Source organism: Fumia xinanensis, assembly GCF_014384905.1.
In the GTDB taxonomy this organism is placed as follows: Bacteria; Bacillota; Clostridia; order Oscillospirales; family Ruminococcaceae; genus Fumia; species Fumia xinanensis.
The window spans coordinates 413,031-431,395 of the sequence record NZ_JACRSV010000002.1 but is presented as its reverse complement, the minus strand read 5'-3'; the positions used below and the strand labels follow the sequence as shown (position 1 = coordinate 431,395).

The following is an 18,365-nucleotide window of genomic DNA, read 5'->3' as shown; positions in this document are numbered from 1 at the left end:
TCGTGCATATTTACCTAAATTTTATTATTAATATTGATATTTTTATAAAACTATTCTATGATAGAGCTATTCTCATATAATGATTGTTTGTGATTGATTATATTTTGACATGAAAGTTTGTCTCTCAACGCAAGGGACAAATACGCAGCAAAATGTTATGAGCTGCATCAATTAAAAAGGACTGGTGAATTTTATGAACACAAAATGCATCCTGTTTGACATTGACGGGCTGATGGCAGATTCGGAACAGCTCACTTTTACTCTCATTAGGGAGATTCTTCGAGAACGGGGCCTCGACATGACTCTGGATTTTTACCGTCAGACCATCGGTGTCGACCAGAAGATTGGGGCCCGGCTTTTCACCGACACCTACCCAGGCATCGACGGGCAAAAGGACGTTTACGACGTTTTTGAGACCCGCTATGAGGCCGCTGTTCAGGAGGGCCGCTTGAGCCCCAAACCCGGTCTCTTTGAACTTCTGGAGGAATTAGACCGCCGAAACCTTCGACGGGCTGCCGCCAGTTCTAATGTGGAGCGGGTGGCCATGGCGAACTTGAGGGGCATCGGAGCACTCTCCCGGATGGACGCCGTGGTCTGTGACGGCATGGTAGAGCACGTCAAGCCCTTTCCCGACCTGTTTTTGAAGGCGGCGGAGCTTTTGGGTGCACAGCCCGAAGAGTGCCTCGTCCTGGAGGATTCCACAGCCGGAGTCCAGGCCGCCCGCGCCGCAGGGATCCCCGTCATCGTCATTCCAGACCTAATCTCCCCCACCGAAGAAACCCTCGAAATCTGCCTGGCCCGAATGGACAGCCTTTTGGATGTCAGAAATTTCCTTGTGGAAAACGACATCCGCGGTTAAGCCCGCAGCGATGGGGAAAAACCTCCTTTCTCTCTTTCTGCTTCCATAACTTACCTTTGCAATCCATGCAACAGATGTGCTATAGTAAACCTGCTTAAAGCAGCCGGCGCGGAAAGCCGCAAAATTGTACATATTTGAGCTTTTGCAGCTTCTCGCCCTCAATTTTTTAAGCGGGACTTGCGCCCTGCCGCAAACGCGCAAATTCCAGCAAGGAATCGGATCGAACGCAAGCGTTCGATCCCGAAATTGTATCTCCACGGCTTCTCCGCAAAGATTCAATTTCAAAAAGGAAGTTTTGAATGGAACGCAAGTGTTTGATGCCGAAATTGCACCTCCACGGCTTCGCCGTAAAGGTACAATTTCCAGTAAGGAAAGCCAATCGAATGCAAGCGTTCAATTCCAGAAAGGACAAATAAATATGAAACGCAAATTCATCGCGGCCCTGCTGGCCGCAACCGCACTGTTTTCCACCATGGCGCTGCCCGTAGGGGCCGCCTCGAAAACCCACACCGTCGTCTCCGGCGACACCCTTTGGAAAATCGCCGTAAAATACCAAGTCGGCACCAGCGAAATCATCTCGGCAAACCCTCAGATCAAAAACCCCGACCTGATCTACCCCGGACAGGCCGTCACCGTCCCCACCCTGGATGCCTCCGTCTCGTCCTACGAGCAGAAGGTCATCGACCTGGTCAATGAGATTCGGGTTCAGAACGGGCTTCGCAAATTCACCGCCAACTGGGAGCTGAGCCGAGTCGCCCGCTACAAATCTCAGGACATGAAAGATAAAAAATACTTTTCCCACACCAGCCCCACCTACGGTTCTCCCTTCGACATGATGAAAAGCTTCGGAATTTCCTATAAAACCGCCGGCGAAAACATCGCCTACGGCTACAGCACCCCCGAAGCGGTAATCAAGGGCTGGATGAACTCTGAGGGACACCGGAAAAACATCTTAAACCCCAGTTTTACCCAAATCGGCGTCGGATACGTGGCCAGCGGCAATTACTGGACCCAGATGTTCATCGGTTAAAAAACAAAACTGCCGGGCGAAGCGCAAAAGCGTTCGTCCGGTTTTTCTTTTTGGAAAACCTGATTCTTTATTATATAAGGAAAGAGCCGCCCATTGGATTTTTCGAAAAATCGTCAAAATCCGCTTCTTTTTCCCTCCAATTGTGGTACAATAAACGCAGGTAAACTGCGTTTATCGCCGAAGAAGCCCTTTGAGGACTTCGTCCTCAATTTTGCTCGCTCAACGGCGGCAAAACCGGACTTCTTGTATAGGACTAAAATGTGGTACAATAAAGGTATTTTCAATGTGTACCGAGGAGGCGCCGCCATGTCCATCGAAACCTACCTGCCCTTTTGGCAAAAACTCACTCCTACCCAGAGGGAAACCCTCTCCCGGGCCGCCACCACCCACCGGGTCCAAAGGGGCACCATCGTCCACAACGGCTCGGAGGACTGCGTGGGGCTGCTGCTGATCGTTTCGGGGCAGCTAAGAGCCTTCATTCTCTCCGACGAGGGAAAGGAAATCACCCTCTACCGGCTTTTGAGCCGGGACATCTGCCTGTTTTCCGCCTCCTGTATGCTCAACAGCATCCAGTTCGACATCTCTATCGAAGCAGAACAGGACACCACCTTCTATAAAATCCCCACAAAGGTCTACCACCACCTGATGCAGGAATCCGCTCCGGTAGCCAACTACACCAACGAACTCATCTCCGCCCGGTTTTCCGACGTGATGTGGCTCATGGACCAGATTCTCTACAAGCGCCTCGATTCCCGGCTGGCGGCCTTTCTCCTGGAAGAAAGCGCCCTGACCGGCGCAACCGAGCTGAAAATCACCCACGACGCCATCGCCCGCCACCTGGGAAGCGCCCGGGAGGTGGTGACCCGGATGCTCAAATACCTCCATTCCGAGGGGGCCGTGACCCTCTCCCGTGGCAGCATCACCATTGCCGACGAAAAAAAGCTCCGTGGACTCGCTCAGGAAAGCCTCCGTTAGGCCTATGTGATAAAGTCACGGTAATCGAAAAAAAGCAGGCGTATAATAGGCTCATAAACCGAAAACACAGTTACCGAAAGGAGCATTTACTATGTCTGCTTTAACCATCAATAAAAAGAATTTCAAATCCGAGGTCCTCTCCTCCGACCAGCCGGTGCTGCTCGACTTCTGGGCGCCCTGGTGCGGCCCCTGCCGGATGTTCTCGCCGGTCATCGATGAGGTCGCCGAAGAAAACGGCGATTCCGTCAAAGTGGGCAAAGTGAACATCGACGAAGAGCTGGAACTGGCTCAGGAATTCGGCGTCACCAGCATCCCCACCCTCATCCTCATCAAAGGCGGCAAAGTTTCCGCCAAATCGGTGGGCATGCGGTCCAAAGACGCGGTGGAGGAGATGATCGGATGAACCTGTTTTCCCGTAAATCCATCACAGACTGGGTGGAGGAGGCCCGCCGCACAGACGGCCTCCTCATCGACGTCCGCACCCCGGAGGAATACGATGAAGGCCACATTCCGGGCAGCGTGAACCTCCCCCTGGGCCGGACGGACGCCATAAAGGCCGTAGCTCCCAGCCCGGAGGCCCGCCTCTATGTCTATTGCCGCAGCGGCAGCCGGAGCGCCCGGGCCTGCGCTCTGTTTGAACAGATGGGCTACAAAAACGTGCGAAACATCGGCGGGATTTTATCCTGGCGCGGTGAAATCGCGGAAGGAGAATCGGCATGAAAGTTGTCATCATCGGAGGAGTGGCGGGTGGCGCCACCGCGGCGGCCCGACTGCGCCGTTTGGACGAAAACGCCCAAATCATCGTACTGGAACGGAGCGGTTACGTCTCTTACGCCAACTGCGGCCTCCCCTATTACATCGGCGGGACCATCCAAAACGAAAAGGCCCTGACCCTACAGACGCCGGAGAGCTTCAAGCGCCGGTTCAATGTAGACGTCCGGGTACAGAACGAAGTGCTCGCCATCCGCCCGGAACAGAAATCAGTCACCGTCCGCCGCCTCAGCGACGGCACCACATACGAGGAAAGCTACGACAAGCTGATCCTCTCCCCCGGCGCAAAACCGGTGCGCCCGAACCTCCCCGGCATCAACCATGAGAGGATTTTTACCCTCCGCTCAGTGGAGGACACCTTCCGCATCCACCGGTTCGTGGAAGAAAACGCACCTAAAAGAGCGGTGGTCGTGGGCGGCGGCTTCATCGGCCTTGAGATGGCGGAAAACCTGACCCATCTGGGCCTGTCGGTGACGGTGGTGGAGCGTTTAAATCAAGTCATGTCCCCCATTGACTACGACATGGCCTGCGGCGTTCACGCCTACCTGAAAGACAAGGGCGTCAGCCTGTTTTTGGGCAGCTCGGTAGAAGGCTTTGAGCCTGCTGACGACGGCCTGCGCACCATTTTGGACAAAGGCCGGACCCTCACGTCCGATATGGTCATTCTCGCTATCGGCGTCACCCCGGAGACACATCTGGCCAAAGAAGCGGGACTGCGGCTGGGCCAGCGGGGCTCTATCGCCGTCAACGACCGGATGGAAACCTCTATTCCCGACATCTACGCCGTGGGCGACGCGGTGGAAGTCCGCCATTTTGTCACCGGGTCGGAAACCCTCATTCCCCTGGCCGGCCCCGCCAACAAACAGGGCCGTATCGCCGCCGACAACATCTGCGGCCGGGATAGCCGGTACAAAGGTTCCCAGGGCTCGTCGGTCCTCAAGCTCTTCGACATGACGGTGGCGGCCACCGGAATCAATGAAGACGCCGCTAAAAAAGCGGGAATCGAATATGACAAGGTAATTACCTTTACAGCCAGCCACGCCACCTATTACCCCGGTGCCAGCAATATGACGGTGAAAACCCTCTTCGACCCCCAAAGCGGCAAAGTCCTGGGAGCGCAGATCGTCGGGTTCGAGGGCGTGGACAAACGGATCGATGTTTTAGCAACCGCTATCCGGGCCGGTATGACGGTCTATGATTTAGAAGAGCTGGAGCTTTCCTACGCTCCCCCCTACTCTTCCGCCAAAGACCCGGTGAACATGGCGGGCTTCGCCGCTGTTAACGTCTTGGACGGCACCGTCAAGCAGTACCATTGGCACGACGTTCCCGCCCTCCCCAAAGACGGCAGCGTTACCCTGCTGGACACCCGCACCGACGAGGAATACGCCCGCGGCCACATCGACGGCACCCTCCACATCCCGGTGGACGTTTTGCGGGAACATCTCAGTGAGCTGGACCCTTCAAAACCTGTCTACGTCAACTGCCAGAGCGGCCTTCGCAGCTATATCGCCTGCCGGATTCTCAGCGGCCACGGCTACGACTGCTATAACCTTTCCGGCGGCTGGCGGTTCTACGACCTGGTCAAACAAAACGGTGGATTCGACACCGCTCCTGCCCATCCCTGCGGCTTAGCAATTGAGAAATAGCAGGAAAAACAGTTTCTAAACCTCTTTATAAACAAGGCAAAACCGGCTGGAAGAAACCAGCCGGTTTTGTTTTTGAGAGCTGAGGAGATTATCGCTCTCAAATATAGGAGATGAAGGAGATTTAACGAATACAGGCCGATACGAAAACGGCAACTGCTATCGTTATTAGCAAATCCTTAAGGGCTACTTGACCCACGCGCCGGAAGCGTCTAACTTGTAACCGCCTACGGTGGTGTTTGCCGCCATTTTGCCGCTGGCGTTAAAGTAGTAGCATTTAGCATTTACCCAGTTCCAGCCAGTTGCCATGGCTCCGCTTTCTTTCAGGTAGTACCAGGTATTTCCCTGCTGCAGCCAACCGGTCATCATTGCGCCGTTGCCTCTCATATAGTACCAGGTGTTTCCTACCTGTACCCAGCCGGAGTTTGCCATGCCGCCCCAACTGTAGAGGTAGTACCATACGCCTCCGTTGTAGAGCCAGCCGGTCTGCATCACGCCGCCTGCGTTCAGGAAGTACCAGGTGTTGCCCAGTTTGAGCCAGCCTGTCGCCATCACGCCGTCGGATTTCAGATAGTACCACTTGTTATCGACTTTCTGCCAGCCGGTAGCCCGGATGCCGTCTGTGCCCAGATAATACCACTTGCCGGACACTTTGGCCCAGCCGGTGACATACTCGCCGTCAGCGTCTTTCAGCTTGTAGCCGTCGTCGGTCTCTTCCCAGGTGTAGTTGTCGTCGCCGGTGGGAGGAGTTTCGGGATCCGGTTTATCATCGGGTTTCGGGGTGACACTTCCGCCTCCGCCGGAACCAGAACCGCCGCCGATGGAGCCGCCGCCTGTTACACCATCGCCTCTCCACAATCCGCCAAAATCGGGATCTGTAGGGAAGTCTTTAGGATCGATATACTCCTTCTGGGTATAGGTGCCTTTCATCAGCTGATAAGAGTATTCGTAAATAGAACGGACTACTGCATTTCCGGAGTAGGCAGACTGTGCAAACGGCCGGTCCAAATACCAGTTGCGGTAAACTCCAGGACCGTCATATCCATGTTTTTCTGCGTTATTCAAATAATCGAGGAAAACGTTGTACTTGATTGCCTGCGTGAACGCGTCGCCTTCAATTTCAAACTCTGCACCAAGGCCCAAGGTCTTGATTCGGAAGGCGAAGGTGTCCATCAGCGGGTTTCCGTTCTTCACAGGCTCTGCCATAGTGCCGGGCAGATAGGCGGATTGGTTGGCACGGTAGGTGAAGAAGTGGTTGGGCTGCAATGCAGTGGCATCGAAACCGTAGTTATGAGCGCTGGAGGTACCGGAAGCGTTCCAATAAGGAATCCAGTAAGTTTTCATTCCTTTTTCATGAACAGCATCGTTGAATTTCATGATCCGCTGTTCTGACACAACGTCGTCCGCACCCTCATGCAGCCAATAAAATCCCACAAAATCGATGTATTCGTAGTTGCCCGCTTCAAAACGGCTGAGGGCCTCGTTGATCCACCAATTAAGAGCGTAATCATAATCATCTTCGGTTCGGAAGGTGAGATTCCGCTCTCCGTCCAGAGAACCGAATTTTGGCTGTTCTTTATTGTAAGCGGTCGGGTACATCAAAACCATCTTGACCTTATAGTTGGGGTCGTTAAGCTCCCCAGAAGCGATTCTTGCCGCTTCGTTCAGAGTGTCCATGTCACCGCCCTCATCAAAGGTCTTATCCATAAACCAATGCCAGTCAGTGGCATTTGCTAGCGCCTGACTGCTGTCGGCATAATAGCGGCCGTATTGGGATTTTAGCGCCAGCAGCAGCACGGTGTCAAACATAGTATCTACCGCTTTGTTATTCTCGTCGATATAGGTCAGCAGCGGACGCAGTTTAGTCAACGTTAAATCGCCTACAGCCTCGCCGCCTTCAGCGTCAAATCCATACCAGCCGGTGTAGCAGAGTACCATATCTTGGACATCGCCGGTATTTTCCCCTGTTTGCAGGAATTGACCGTCCAAAGCCACGGTACCGTTGTCTGCATAAGCCACACCGCTCTTCAGTTCGTCGTAACCCTGTACCGTAATTTCATCAACAAAGGTCCATCCCGTTACTTCTACTTCCAGCCGGACATATCTAGCGATAATCATCTCGTTTTCCGGAAGCAAGTCAATGATGGTTGCGCCGTTTTCAGAAATGTCCTCGTTGTGCCACCCATAGGTGTATCTTCCGTCTGGAACCGCTTTGCCAGCTGATGTGCTCTTGGTCATCGGCAGCCATTTTTCACCGTCTACCGAAACAAAGAGCTTGGTATTTGCTGGATTGGGAATTCCTGCTCCTTTGTTTACAGCATTGCCGTAGGTAACGGATTTGATGGTTTTCAAGTCATTTAAATCCACAATAATAGAGCGGATTTGCTTGGCGCTGCGGATAATATCTCCTGCAATCGCGCAGTCGGTGCGGTTGAAGCCGACCCATTTGCCGTCGCCGAAGGAGGCGCTGCCTTGAACGCCGTCAGTCAACCTTGTCATTGTGGCATCAGAGTAGCTGTTAGTCGCCCCCTCTGGGAAATAGGTGTAGGAAGTTCCCATCGCCAGATTGCGAGAGCCGTCCTCATCGAGAATATAAGGAGTACCCGCTTTGGAACACTGTCCCAGCTTACCGATTGCCTTGACTTCATCCAGATAGACGGCATTGCCGCCGGCCGGCACGTCGAATTCCACGCGGATGTAGCGGATATAGGCATATTCCGCATCATCGAAATAAGGATTGGGGAATTTATTCACCGAAGCATCCCAAGTGAGGTTGACGTTTTCTCCGTCTGCCGGACGAACTCCACTCAGGGATGCAAGATTGATCCAGTCGACCCCGTTGGAAGAAGCAAAAATGGTGAGGTTCTCTGGAATCGTCTGCTTATTTCCGCTGTCCTTTCTAGAGCTCACGATAATCTGGGACACAGAAGAGAGAGCTCTCAAATCAAAGTCCATCACAACGTGTCCCGGCGTGGTGAAGCCCATCCAGTTCTGGTCGTATTGGGTATAGGTCACACCGTATTTTCCGTCGGTCAGCAGACCACCCAAGTTGTTAATTGCGGGTTTTTGTGAAATAGTATAAGTATTATTTCCCCGGAGCAAATTCAGTTCAGCGCCGTAATCCGGGTTTTCATTGGCGTCCGGATTGTCGTCCGCCACCTGCAACACTTCGATTTCGTCAATAAAAAACCAACTGACGCCTACGATATGTACCCGAACATACCGCCCGGAAATCGCTTTGTCGGCAGTGGCGACATACCGGTTGACGGAATCCCCTTCGTAATTCAAGGCATCGTCGGACAAAGTGCTCCAATTCTGCATATCGGAGGAGTATTCCACCTTCATTGCCGTGGGGGAGGAAATACCGGGGCCCTGCTGCCTCAGGCTACCCACCTTGACCTGTTCAAAGCTCTGAACCGAGCCCAGATCAATGGTAGCATAAAAATCGGTCAATCCTTCTTTTTTGCCGTCGTTCATATGGTAACCGACCCATTCAGGATCGTTATATGCAAGACGGCCTCTCTTTCCGTTTGTCAGTTTGTAATTGTCATCCGGATAAGAGGCGTTGGCAGGCCATGCCGTAGTATAGGGCCGCCCATATGCCAAGTTGCTGGGGTCAACGGTCACGTCCGGCTCCTGCGGCGCAACGATAAATGTTTTGTGTTTCAAAACCATCACGTCATCCAACGCTATCGCATCGCTGTTAGGAACAGTGAGCTTCACATAGCGGGCGCTGATGGGCTGCTCAGCCACAATCTGCCCGTGGGCGATCTCGGTTTCATCAGCGGCAGGAGAACCCAGGTCCACCTGTCCGACCGATTTCCAATTGGAACCGTCATTTGAGTATTCTGCCCGGATCCATTGGGGCCATCTGGCGGCACCTTCCGCGTTATACAGGAAGTTTGCGTCCACCTGTTCAAAAGCAGTTGCCGCGCCCAAATCGATGACAACTTCCAGATTTCCGCTGGACGCCGGATAATTGATCCAGTTGTTCAGAAGCTCATCGCCAGTCCGTCCATCTGTCAGGGCGATCAAATCCGGGTCATCCTCTGAGTTTTTGTTCACCGAATAGGTTTTTCCCCAAGACACTATGTTGTCTTTATCCGCGGGGACGTATCCGCCGGTGGAAAAGATACCGTCCGGTTCCCGTCCATCCGCTGTCTGAAGCAATTCGATCTCATCCAGACCGATCCAGTTTTGGAGCTGCTTCTTAGAGAAAAACACATTGATTTTTATCTGTCTGGCTGCTATTTTGCCGCCGTTCGTCTTATAGATATACTCGTGGACACCTAAATCTTCGGCTAATTCCACATCGTGAATCAATTTCCAGGTTGGCTCCTCGCCCGCGCTGCTTGAAATATACACCTGGAATCGGCTTGGGCCAAAAATTCCCGACGCACCGCCGAGAGTGCTCAGGTTCAGCTGCTCAAACTGCTTCATTTCGCCCATATCAAAGACGAAATCAGCATAGCTAAGCGAGCCATAGCCCTTGTTATAATATGCGGTATAAATGCTTCCCACATTTCCGTCAGATCTCATCCCATCGGTCAGCATGGTTGCAGCCGGCATGGACGGATCCCGCTCTATGTAGTTTCCTTCGCCCTTATTAGCGTCTCCGTAGGTCATAGAGGTAGTAAAGGGAATGCCGTACAGCAGACTATCTTTAGAAGCCTCCTGAACCACCAGGCTACAGGTATTGCTGGTCACCGTTTCCGTCAAATCCCCAATGGTGTTGGTGACGACTACATAATAGGATCCTGCGTCCTCAAAAGCCGCATCAGTGATGGTCAGGGTATCGGAGTCGACTCCCTCGATTTTTACGCCGTCTTTGTACCAATCATAAGTGATGGTCCCCATACCAATTTCCATCGGTTTAAGCGACACGGACAAGGAAGTTTCGCCGCCGAGGGCAACGCCTTTGTCCCGGGACAGATTCTGTTCAAAGATGGGAATGCTTGGGATAGTCTCATCCACAGGGCCATACAGTTCGATTTCATCATAGGAGATCCATCCGTTCTCCATTCCCTTTAAGGTAAAGCGAATTCTCGACGCGGTAAAATTTACATCTCTTTCTTCTTTATAGGAACCGTACCCTATGCCAGGCCCGTCGTTTTTGTTGCCGGTAAAATGCGGTGAGTTGTTCCAGGTAGTACCCAGCTTCCAATCCCCGGCTTCTTCGTCATAGTATTCTACCAATATTTCCGGCATAATCCCGATGCCGATATCCTGCTGTTCGTAGCCGGAAATGACGACCCGGCTCAAAGTCCTCGGGTGTCCCAGATCCATGGTAATATATCCGGTATCCCACCGACAGCCGAATACAAGCAGAGTATTTGTATATCCGTTTGTATACTGCCCATCTGTTAATTTTGTAAAATCCGGGTCGTCATAATCGTGGTGATTTTTGTACTGCATCTCATAAGACGCCCCAAGAGCCCAGTTCCTCTCATGCTGTTCTGCCGCGGACACCTGGTATCCGCCCCCCGTTATCCCGGGCGGCAAACTACTGACAATACACGTTGCTGCCAGTACAAAGCACAAACAGGAAGCCAAACGCCGTTTGAAAAACTTTGTAAACATACTGATTTCTCCCTTCTCCTTTTGACTGAAAACTAAAATATCTTTTACCCACTCAGTTCATCTCCACGGGTCATTCTAATTATATATTCTGTATTTGAATAAAAAATAGTCTATTATTTACTTTATAGTCTTATATTTGTTTTATGCGCATACTTTCTACTTTTTTATAAAAAATTGGCGCAATATTACACGACTATATAACAATTTAGTAATCAAATTTTATCTATAATGACCATAAAATATGAATAAAGGACATTCGACGTCATTGCATCCTAATGATGTTCCAGCAGTAAGTTTTACTTCTTTCGCAGTCTCAGCCGGTGTTTTTGCCTTTTATCATCCAAAGTATTCAATTTGGCAAAAGGCGGCATAGTTCCTATTGTGAGAGGAATTTGGCCTGTTGATGCCGGTGCGGCAAAGGCAGATGAAACCGTCGCCCTCTAGTCCAAAATCCGTGTACCGAAACCCGGTATACCGAGACTCCTGGTCCCACCAGTCGTACAAATCTCAGACCGCTTTCCGGTGGATTATATCCTCCAATGACATCGATGTATTTGGTGGATGTGCCCCTCGAGGAGATCCTCGCAGCGATGCTGTAACATCTGCCTGTTTTTTCACCTTTTTTATAAAATTGGAGTGATAGGCCGGAAATTCAGTGGATGCGGCCGAGGGGGCTGCGGTTTATCTCCCAACGCAAACTGAAAAGCGGGGAGTTTTATGCAGTATCTTACGGCTGCCGCCATCGCGCTTGTGGCATAAAATCCGTCCTCATAAACGCCTCCAGATTTATAGACAAAGGAAATGCCCATTTAGCGGGGCTGACATAAAAACGCAGAAGTGCACAGTGGCGCTCTACACCGCTTTTATGTCAACACCCTAAATGGGCATTTTTAATCAAGAATCTGAACCTAAAAACTTCGTCCATCTGGGTAAAAGGGTCCGCAAATAAGAAAAGTTTTCCTACCGGCGTCTCATTCTGTTCATCTCTTCCTCGATGCGGGCGGCAAACTCCTCGTCAGCCTTTCTAAAATACCCCATCACGCAGGTTTTAATCCGCTTTGGCATGGGTCCTAAGTCGGCCGCGATGTTTTCCACCAGATGCCGCCGGTGGATTTCCGGCAGACAGCGGTATCGCTCCCCCGCCTGGGTGAAATCATCGGTTTTTTCGATGGCGGAACGGGTGACAACCCCTTCCAGACACTCTCCCATACCGCTATCCGGCATCTTGGAAGGCGACCAGTCAGGTGACCGGTTGACCGGAATTTCCCGGAATCCGTTACCCAACCGGTGACGCTGGGCGTCCCAGTAGACAAAAGACCTGCCCTGGAGCATCTTGTCGGCTGAGAGCTCAATACCTGGCACTAAATTGGCCGGCGAGAAGGCGGCGTGCTCTACCTGCGTGCGGTAATCGTCGGGGTTGCGGTCCAAAATCATCCGCCCCACCGGCATCAGCGGGTAATCTCGCTCGCTCCACACCTTGGTGTCGTCCAGCGGGTCATAGGGGAGCTTCTCCGCGTCGCAGGGATTCATGAGCTGAACCCGTAGTTCATATTCCACACAGCCGCCTCCGGCAATGGTGTGATAAAGATCCTCTGCCATGACGTCTGGGTTTTCACAGGCCAACCGCCGGGCTTCCTCACTGTCGATGCACCGCTCGCCTGCCAAAGGGATCCAGTGGTACTTCACATACCGCTTCTCCCCCGCCTTGTTGACCCAGACAAAAGTGTTGATGCCAAAGCCCCGCATGGTGCGAACGCTGTCCAAGGTCCCCACGTCGGAGTAGAGCCAGGTGACCATGTGCAGGGCTTCCGGCGTCCGGGCGATAAAATCCCAGATGGCCTCGGGATTAGCCAGGTTATTCTTTGGCGATGGCTTCAGCGCGGCGATAACCTCAGGAAACCGGATAGCATCCCGGATAAAGAATACCGGGATCTGGTTGCCAACAATATCGAAGTTTCCCTCTTTGGTATAAAACTTGGTGGCAAAACCATGGACGTTTCTGGCACTGTCCGGAGTGCCTCTGTTGCTCACCGCCAGGGAAAATCGGACAAACACCGGCGTTTCCACGGACGGGTCCTGCAAAAATGCCGCCTTAGTATAGGGTGCCATGCACTGGTAGGGCCTAAAGCAGCCCAGAGCGCCGTAACCTTTGGTGTGCACGACCCGCTCCCGCTCCACGCTGTTTACAAAGATATCCAGCGTCTCATGAAGCCGTCCGTCCTGCACCAATACAGGGCCATCCGCCCCCACTGTCTGGGAGTGGAACTCCCGCCGGTCCTCAGCACAATTATTTTCGACGCAGGATCCTCCGTTATTTTCCTCACGCCCACAGGTGCAGTTTTGACACGGGGTCTCGCACTTGCAGTCTGGATTTCCGCACCCGCAGGCTGGCTTGTCGCAGGGGACGCACGGCTCGCAGCAGCCCCATTCTGGTATCTGCGGCGGTTTGCATCCCCACTCGGGCGGAACGTTGGGCCCACAGCAACCGCAATCCGGCTTTTCACAGGGCGGACAAGGACATGGCTCACAAGGGGGACAGGGGCATGGCTCACAGGGCGGACAAGGGCATGGCTCACAAGGGGGACAGGGGCATGGCTCACAAGGGGGACACGGTATGCAGGGCGGCTCTTGAGGCGGCAACGGCGGCACAGGCTCTCCTCCTTCCGGGCCTGTGGGCGGCGTTTCCGGTGTGGTCGGCGGAACCTCCGGCGCCGGGGGCGGAACTTCCTGCCTGGGCATCGCTGAAACCCCCGGCCCATCATAGATTTCCCCGGTGCTGGACTGTCTTTGAAGCATGGCGAGTTCTCGATTATACCGCTCGATCATCTCCTGAAAGGTTTTTTTCTCCATCTATCAAAATTCCTCCTCAAATGAGATTGGCTGCAAAGCCTTACCCCAATTTTATGCGAAGGGGGCTTTTCCAAAGACGCAGAATGATAAATTATCCCATAAGGCCGCAAGCTTTCGGCCTTATTTCTGCGCCTTCTACCTTTTTAAACCCATCTTAACAAAATTTTTATCCTTCTTCGCTCCTTCCTTTTACCGTTTTAACGACACCGGTGATAGGATAAAACCATAGAAGGGCGCAAGGCAAAAAAGATTTTAAACCAACGCCTTTGCAGTTCGCCGCCTGCTATTTTATCCGTTATCGCGGAAAACGGCAGTGCGATTTCGGCAGATCCCGCCTTAAATTCCGAAAGGAAGGATTCATATGACACGCGCCATCAAAATAATCCATCCAATGAAAACCAAAAAAGAAAGCGGTTTCACCCGCTTGACCCAGCGCCACCCCGTCCTTTGCTGGGTAGGAATCTTTATCGGCGCTCCGCTGCTCACATTGCTTGCTCTGTTTGCGGCATCCTCCATCGTCATGCTGCCCGTCGCCCTGCTTTGCGGCTGGCTGTAGAATACAAGGCAGCTTCCGTCTTAATGCCGTCTTAACATAGAACGAATCTTGCTAACACCGTTTTAACCACGGCGGTGTTAGAATTTTTTTGCAAAGGAGGAAGTCAATTTATGAACATCTTAGTCGGCGTCATCGGCGCCTGCGCGGCACTGCTCTTACTCTATTACTTCTATATTCTCATGAAAGGGGATGCGCAAAAATGAGCTCCGTCCTGCAATACGTCCTCTACCTGGCCATTCTGGTGGCACTGGCGGTCCCGCTGGGAGCCTATATCAAAAAGGTCATGGACGGGGAGAAAACCTTCCTCTCAAAAATCCTGACCCCCTGTGAAAACGCCGTCTACAAGGTCATGAGAGTGGACAAAAACGAGCAGATGAACTGGAAGAAATATTTGCTGAGTGTCCTGGTCTTTTCCGGCATCGGCCTTTTGTTTCTCTTTTTGCTCCAGCTTTTGCAGGGATTTCTTCCCGGCAACCCTCAAGGCCTCTCCGGCGTCAAATGGGACCTGTCCTTCAACACGGCTTCGAGCTTTGTGACGAACACCAACTGGCAGGCCTATTCCGGTGAATCCACTTTGAGTTACCTGACCCAGGCCCTGGGCCTGACGGTACAGAACTTCGTCTCCGCCGCCACCGGCATCGCAGTGCTCTTCGCCCTCATCCGGGGCTTTATCAAGGTCAAGACCGACGGCTTGGGCAGCTTTTGGGTGGACCTGACCCGTATCGTCGTCCACATCCTCATTCCTTTGAACCTCGTCATCGCCCTCTGCCTCGTGGGCGGCGGCGTCATCCAGAACTTAAAGCCCGCCGAGACCGTTTCCCTCCTGGAACCCATCGCAATTAGCGCCGGCGGAGAAATCCTCGAAAACGCCGTCATCGATGCGGAGACAAACACCGTCACCGTGGACGGCGCGGTCATAAAGGACGCCCAAATCGTCACCGAGCAGTTCGTCCCCATGGGCCCGGCCGCCAGCCAGGTGGCCATCAAGCAGACCGGCACCAACGGCGGCGGATTCATGGGCGTCAACTCCGCCCATCCCTTAGAAAACCCCAACGCCTTTACAAACCTATTTGAAATGATTTCCCTGCTGCTCATTCCGGCAGCCCTCTGCTTCACCTTTGGAAAGAGCGTCAAAAACAAAAAACAGGGCTTCGCCATCTTTATGGCCATGTTCCTCTGCCTTTTGATCGCCCTGTCGGCCATCGCCGTCAATGAGCAGGCCGCTACCCCTCAGCTTGCACAAAACGGCGCGGTGGACATCTCCATGTCCGACCAGGCCGGCGGCAATATGGAGGGCAAGGAAACTCGGTTCGGCATCGCCGCCTCTTCCACCTGGGCCGCCTTTACGACAGCCGCCTCCAACGGCTCGGTCAACTCGATGCACGACAGCTACACCCCTCTGGGCGGCATGATCACCATGGTCCAGATGCAGCTGGGCGAAGTGATTTTCGGAGGAACCGGCTGCGGCCTTTACGGGATGCTCGCTTTCGCCATCTTAGCGGTGTTCATCGCCGGGCTGATGGTGGGCCGCACCCCGGAGTTTCTGGGTAAAAAAATCGAGCCCTACGAGATGAAGTGGGCGGTTCTCGTCTGCCTCGCCACCCCCATTGCCATCTTAGTGGGCAGCGGCATGGCGGCCGCAGTCCCCGAAGTGGCCAATAGCCTCGCAAACTCCGGCCCCCACGGCTTTTCAGAACTGCTCTATGCCTATTCTTCTGCCGGCGGCAACAACGGCTCCGCCTTCGCCGGCTTTAACGCCAACACCGTGTTTTTAAACGTCTCGCTGGGCTTTGTCATGCTCTTTGCCCGCTTTCTGCCCATCATCGGCACCCTGGCCATCGCCGGAAGTCTGGCGAAAAAGAAAAAAATCGCTGAAACCGCCGGCACCCTTTCCACCACAAACGCCATGTTCGTGTTTCTGCTGATCGTCATCGTCCTGCTGGTGGGCGCTCTCAGCTTTTTCCCGGCGCTGGCGCTGGGGCCCATCGCTGAGTTCTTCACCAGTATCGTCTAAGGAGGCGCCCATATGTCCGCACCAATAAAATCCGCATTTGCCGATAAAAAAATGCTCGGCAGAGCCGTCAAAGATTCTTTTCTCAAACTCAGCCCCAGAACCCAGGCGCAGAACCCTGTCATGCTGCTGGTTTACCTCTCCGCCATCCTGACCACCGGCCTGTGGATCGTCTCCCTCTTCGGCCTGAAGGACGCGCCGTCGGGCTACACCCTGGCCATCGCCGTCATCCTCTGGTTCACCGTCTTGTTCGCAAACTTCGCGGAAGCCATCGCCGAGGGCCGGGGCAAAGCCCAGGCCGATTCCCTCCGGGCGGCGAAAAAGGACGTGGACGCTTATAAAATCCCGTCGGCGGACGAAAAAGACCGCATAACCGTCGTCCCCTCCGCCTCCCTCAAGAAAGGCGACCTCGTCCTCGTCAAAGCGGGCGAACAAATCCCCGCCGACGGCGAAGTGGTGGGCGGCGCCGCCTCGGTGGACGAAAGCGCCATCACCGGTGAGTCCGCCCCCGTCATCCGGGAAAGCGGCGGCGACCGGAGCGCCGTCACCGGCGGCACCACTGTCCTCTCCGACTGGATTGTCGTGCAGGTGACCAGCGAAGCGGGCGAAAGTTTCCTTGATAAAATGATCGCCATGGTGGAAGGCGCGGCCCGCAAAAAGACCCCCAACGAGATCGCTTTGCAGATTTTTCTCATCGCCCTTTCCATCATCTTCATCCTCGTCACCATGTCCCTCTACACCTACTCCCTCTTTTCCGCCAAACAGGTGGGAATCGAAAGCCCCACCTCGGTGACCACTCTGGTGGCATTGCTTGTCTGCCTCGCCCCCACCACCATCGGGGCGCTGCTCTCCGCCATCGGCATCGCCGGCATGAGCCGTCTCAATCAGTCGAATGTCCTCGCCATGAGCGGCCGCGCCATTGAGGCCGCCGGGGACGTTGACATCCTCATGCTCGATAAAACCGGCACCATTACGTTAGGCAACCGGCAGGCCCATGCGTTCCTCCCGGTGGACGGCGTTTCCCCTGAGGAACTGGCCGACGCGGCCCAGCTTTCCTCTTTGGCCGACGAAACCCCGGAGGGCCGCAGCGTCGTCGTCCTCGCCAAGGAACAGTTCGGCATCCGGGCGAGAAGCCTCTCCGACAAACAGATGACCTTCATCCCCTTCACCGCCAAAACCCGCATGAGCGGCGTGGACTACGACGGAAACGAAATCCGCAAGGGCGCCGCCGAGGCCATGGAGGCCTACGTCACCCAAGCGGGCGGCGTTTACAGCAAAGAGTGCGGGGAAATCGTCAAAAACATCGCCAAAGAGGGCGGCACCCCCCTTGTCGTCGCCAAAAACCACAAAATCCTCGGCGTCATCCACCTGAAAGACATCATCAAAAAGGGCGTCAAGGAAAAGTTTGCCGACCTGCGGAAAATGGGCATCAAAACCATCATGATCACCGGCGATAACCCTCTGACCGCCGCTGCCATCGCCGCCGAGGCGGGCGTGGACGACTTCTTAGCCGAAGCGACCCCCGAGGGAAAGCTAGACATGATCCGGGACTTCCAGGCAAAAGGGCATTTAGTCGCCATGACCGGCGACGGCACCAACGATGCCCCCGCCCTGGCCCAGGCCGACGTGGCCGTGGCCATGAACTCCGGCACCCAGGCCGCCAAGGAAGCGGGCAACATGGTGGACCTGGACTCCTCCCCCACAAAGCTCATCGACATTGTCCGCATCGGCAAGCAGCTTCTCATGACAAGGGGCAGCCTCACCACCTTCTCCATCGCCAACGACGTGGCGAAGTATTTCGCCATCATCCCCGCCCTTTTCATGGGGCTCTACCCCGGCCTCTCCGCTCTGAACATCATGGGGCTCCACTCCCCTCAGAGCGCCGTACTCTCCGCCATTATCTACAACGCCCTCATCATCGTGGCGCTGATTCCCCTGGCTCTCAAAGGAGTCAAATACCGGGAGGTCCCCGCCGGAAAGCTCCTCTCCCGCAATCTTTTAATCTACGGTCTGGGCGGCCTGGCGGCTCCCTTTCTCTTTATCAAGCTCATCGACATGCTGCTGGTTATGCTGGGCCTAGCATAGCGGAG

The 18,365-nt window shown here is 54.0% G+C and carries 11 protein-coding genes; 9 read left to right on the top strand and 2 right to left on the bottom strand.

The annotated features are described in order from the left end of the window. Positions 1-193: 193 nt before the first annotated feature. The 6 genes from H8710_RS08545 (at position 194) to H8710_RS08520 (ending at position 5,281) form a co-directional block, all read left to right on the top strand. Entirely contained in the window at positions 194-859 is a 666-nt protein-coding gene (locus H8710_RS08545; protein WP_249295068.1) for an HAD family hydrolase, read from the top strand. Between the two features lie 418 nt (positions 860-1,277). Further along, positions 1,278-1,889: a SafA/ExsA family spore coat assembly protein gene (safA, locus tag H8710_RS08540; RefSeq protein ID WP_249295066.1), complete on the top strand. Its 612-nt coding sequence runs from the start codon at positions 1,278-1,280 to the stop codon at positions 1,887-1,889. 306 nt (positions 1,890-2,195) lie between these two features. Next, complete coding sequence (locus H8710_RS08535) at positions 2,196-2,864, top strand: Crp/Fnr family transcriptional regulator (protein WP_249295064.1); 669 nt, start codon at positions 2,196-2,198, stop codon at positions 2,862-2,864. A gap of 91 nt (positions 2,865-2,955) precedes the next feature. Then, positions 2,956-3,267 (top strand): thioredoxin, encoded by a 312-nt coding sequence (gene trxA / locus H8710_RS08530; RefSeq protein WP_249295062.1) that lies wholly within the window; start codon positions 2,956-2,958, stop codon positions 3,265-3,267. Then, the gene (locus H8710_RS08525) at positions 3,264-3,584 is read left to right on the top strand and encodes a rhodanese-like domain-containing protein (protein WP_249295061.1); all 321 of its coding nucleotides are present in this window, start codon (positions 3,264-3,266) and stop codon (positions 3,582-3,584) included. Before trxA ends, H8710_RS08525 begins: the two co-directional genes overlap by 4 nt. Then, positions 3,581-5,281, top strand: coding sequence for an FAD-dependent oxidoreductase (locus tag H8710_RS08520; RefSeq protein ID WP_249295060.1), 1,701 nt, complete (start codon positions 3,581-3,583; stop codon positions 5,279-5,281). Before H8710_RS08525 ends, H8710_RS08520 begins: the two co-directional genes overlap by 4 nt. A gap of 183 nt (positions 5,282-5,464) precedes the next feature. On the opposite strand, the gene H8710_RS08515 is transcribed toward H8710_RS08520, so the two are convergent. Continuing rightward, positions 5,465-10,747 carry a DUF4855 domain-containing protein gene (locus H8710_RS08515; RefSeq protein WP_249295059.1) on the bottom strand — a complete coding sequence of 1,761 codons (5,283 nt, stop codon included), beginning with the start codon at positions 10,745-10,747 and terminating at the stop codon, positions 5,465-5,467. A gap of 1,071 nt (positions 10,748-11,818) precedes the next feature. Beyond that, complete coding sequence (locus H8710_RS08510; RefSeq protein WP_249295058.1) at positions 11,819-13,708, bottom strand: catalase; 1,890 nt, start codon at positions 13,706-13,708, stop codon at positions 11,819-11,821. Between the two features lie 361 nt (positions 13,709-14,069). On the opposite strand from H8710_RS08510, the gene H8710_RS08505 reads away from it, so the two are divergent. The 3 genes from H8710_RS08505 (at position 14,070) to kdpB (ending at position 18,360) form a co-directional block, all read left to right on the top strand. Continuing rightward, the gene (locus H8710_RS08505; protein WP_249295057.1) at positions 14,070-14,264 is read left to right on the top strand and encodes a hypothetical protein; all 195 of its coding nucleotides are present in this window, start codon (positions 14,070-14,072) and stop codon (positions 14,262-14,264) included. Between the two features lie 199 nt (positions 14,265-14,463). Continuing rightward, positions 14,464-16,278: a potassium-transporting ATPase subunit KdpA gene (kdpA, locus tag H8710_RS08500; RefSeq protein ID WP_249295056.1), complete on the top strand. Its 1,815-nt coding sequence runs from the start codon at positions 14,464-14,466 to the stop codon at positions 16,276-16,278. A gap of 12 nt (positions 16,279-16,290) precedes the next feature. Continuing rightward, positions 16,291-18,360 carry a potassium-transporting ATPase subunit KdpB gene (gene kdpB / locus H8710_RS08495; RefSeq protein WP_249295055.1) on the top strand — a complete coding sequence of 690 codons (2,070 nt, stop codon included), beginning with the start codon at positions 16,291-16,293 and terminating at the stop codon, positions 18,358-18,360. The last annotated feature ends 5 nt before the right edge of the window (positions 18,361-18,365 follow it).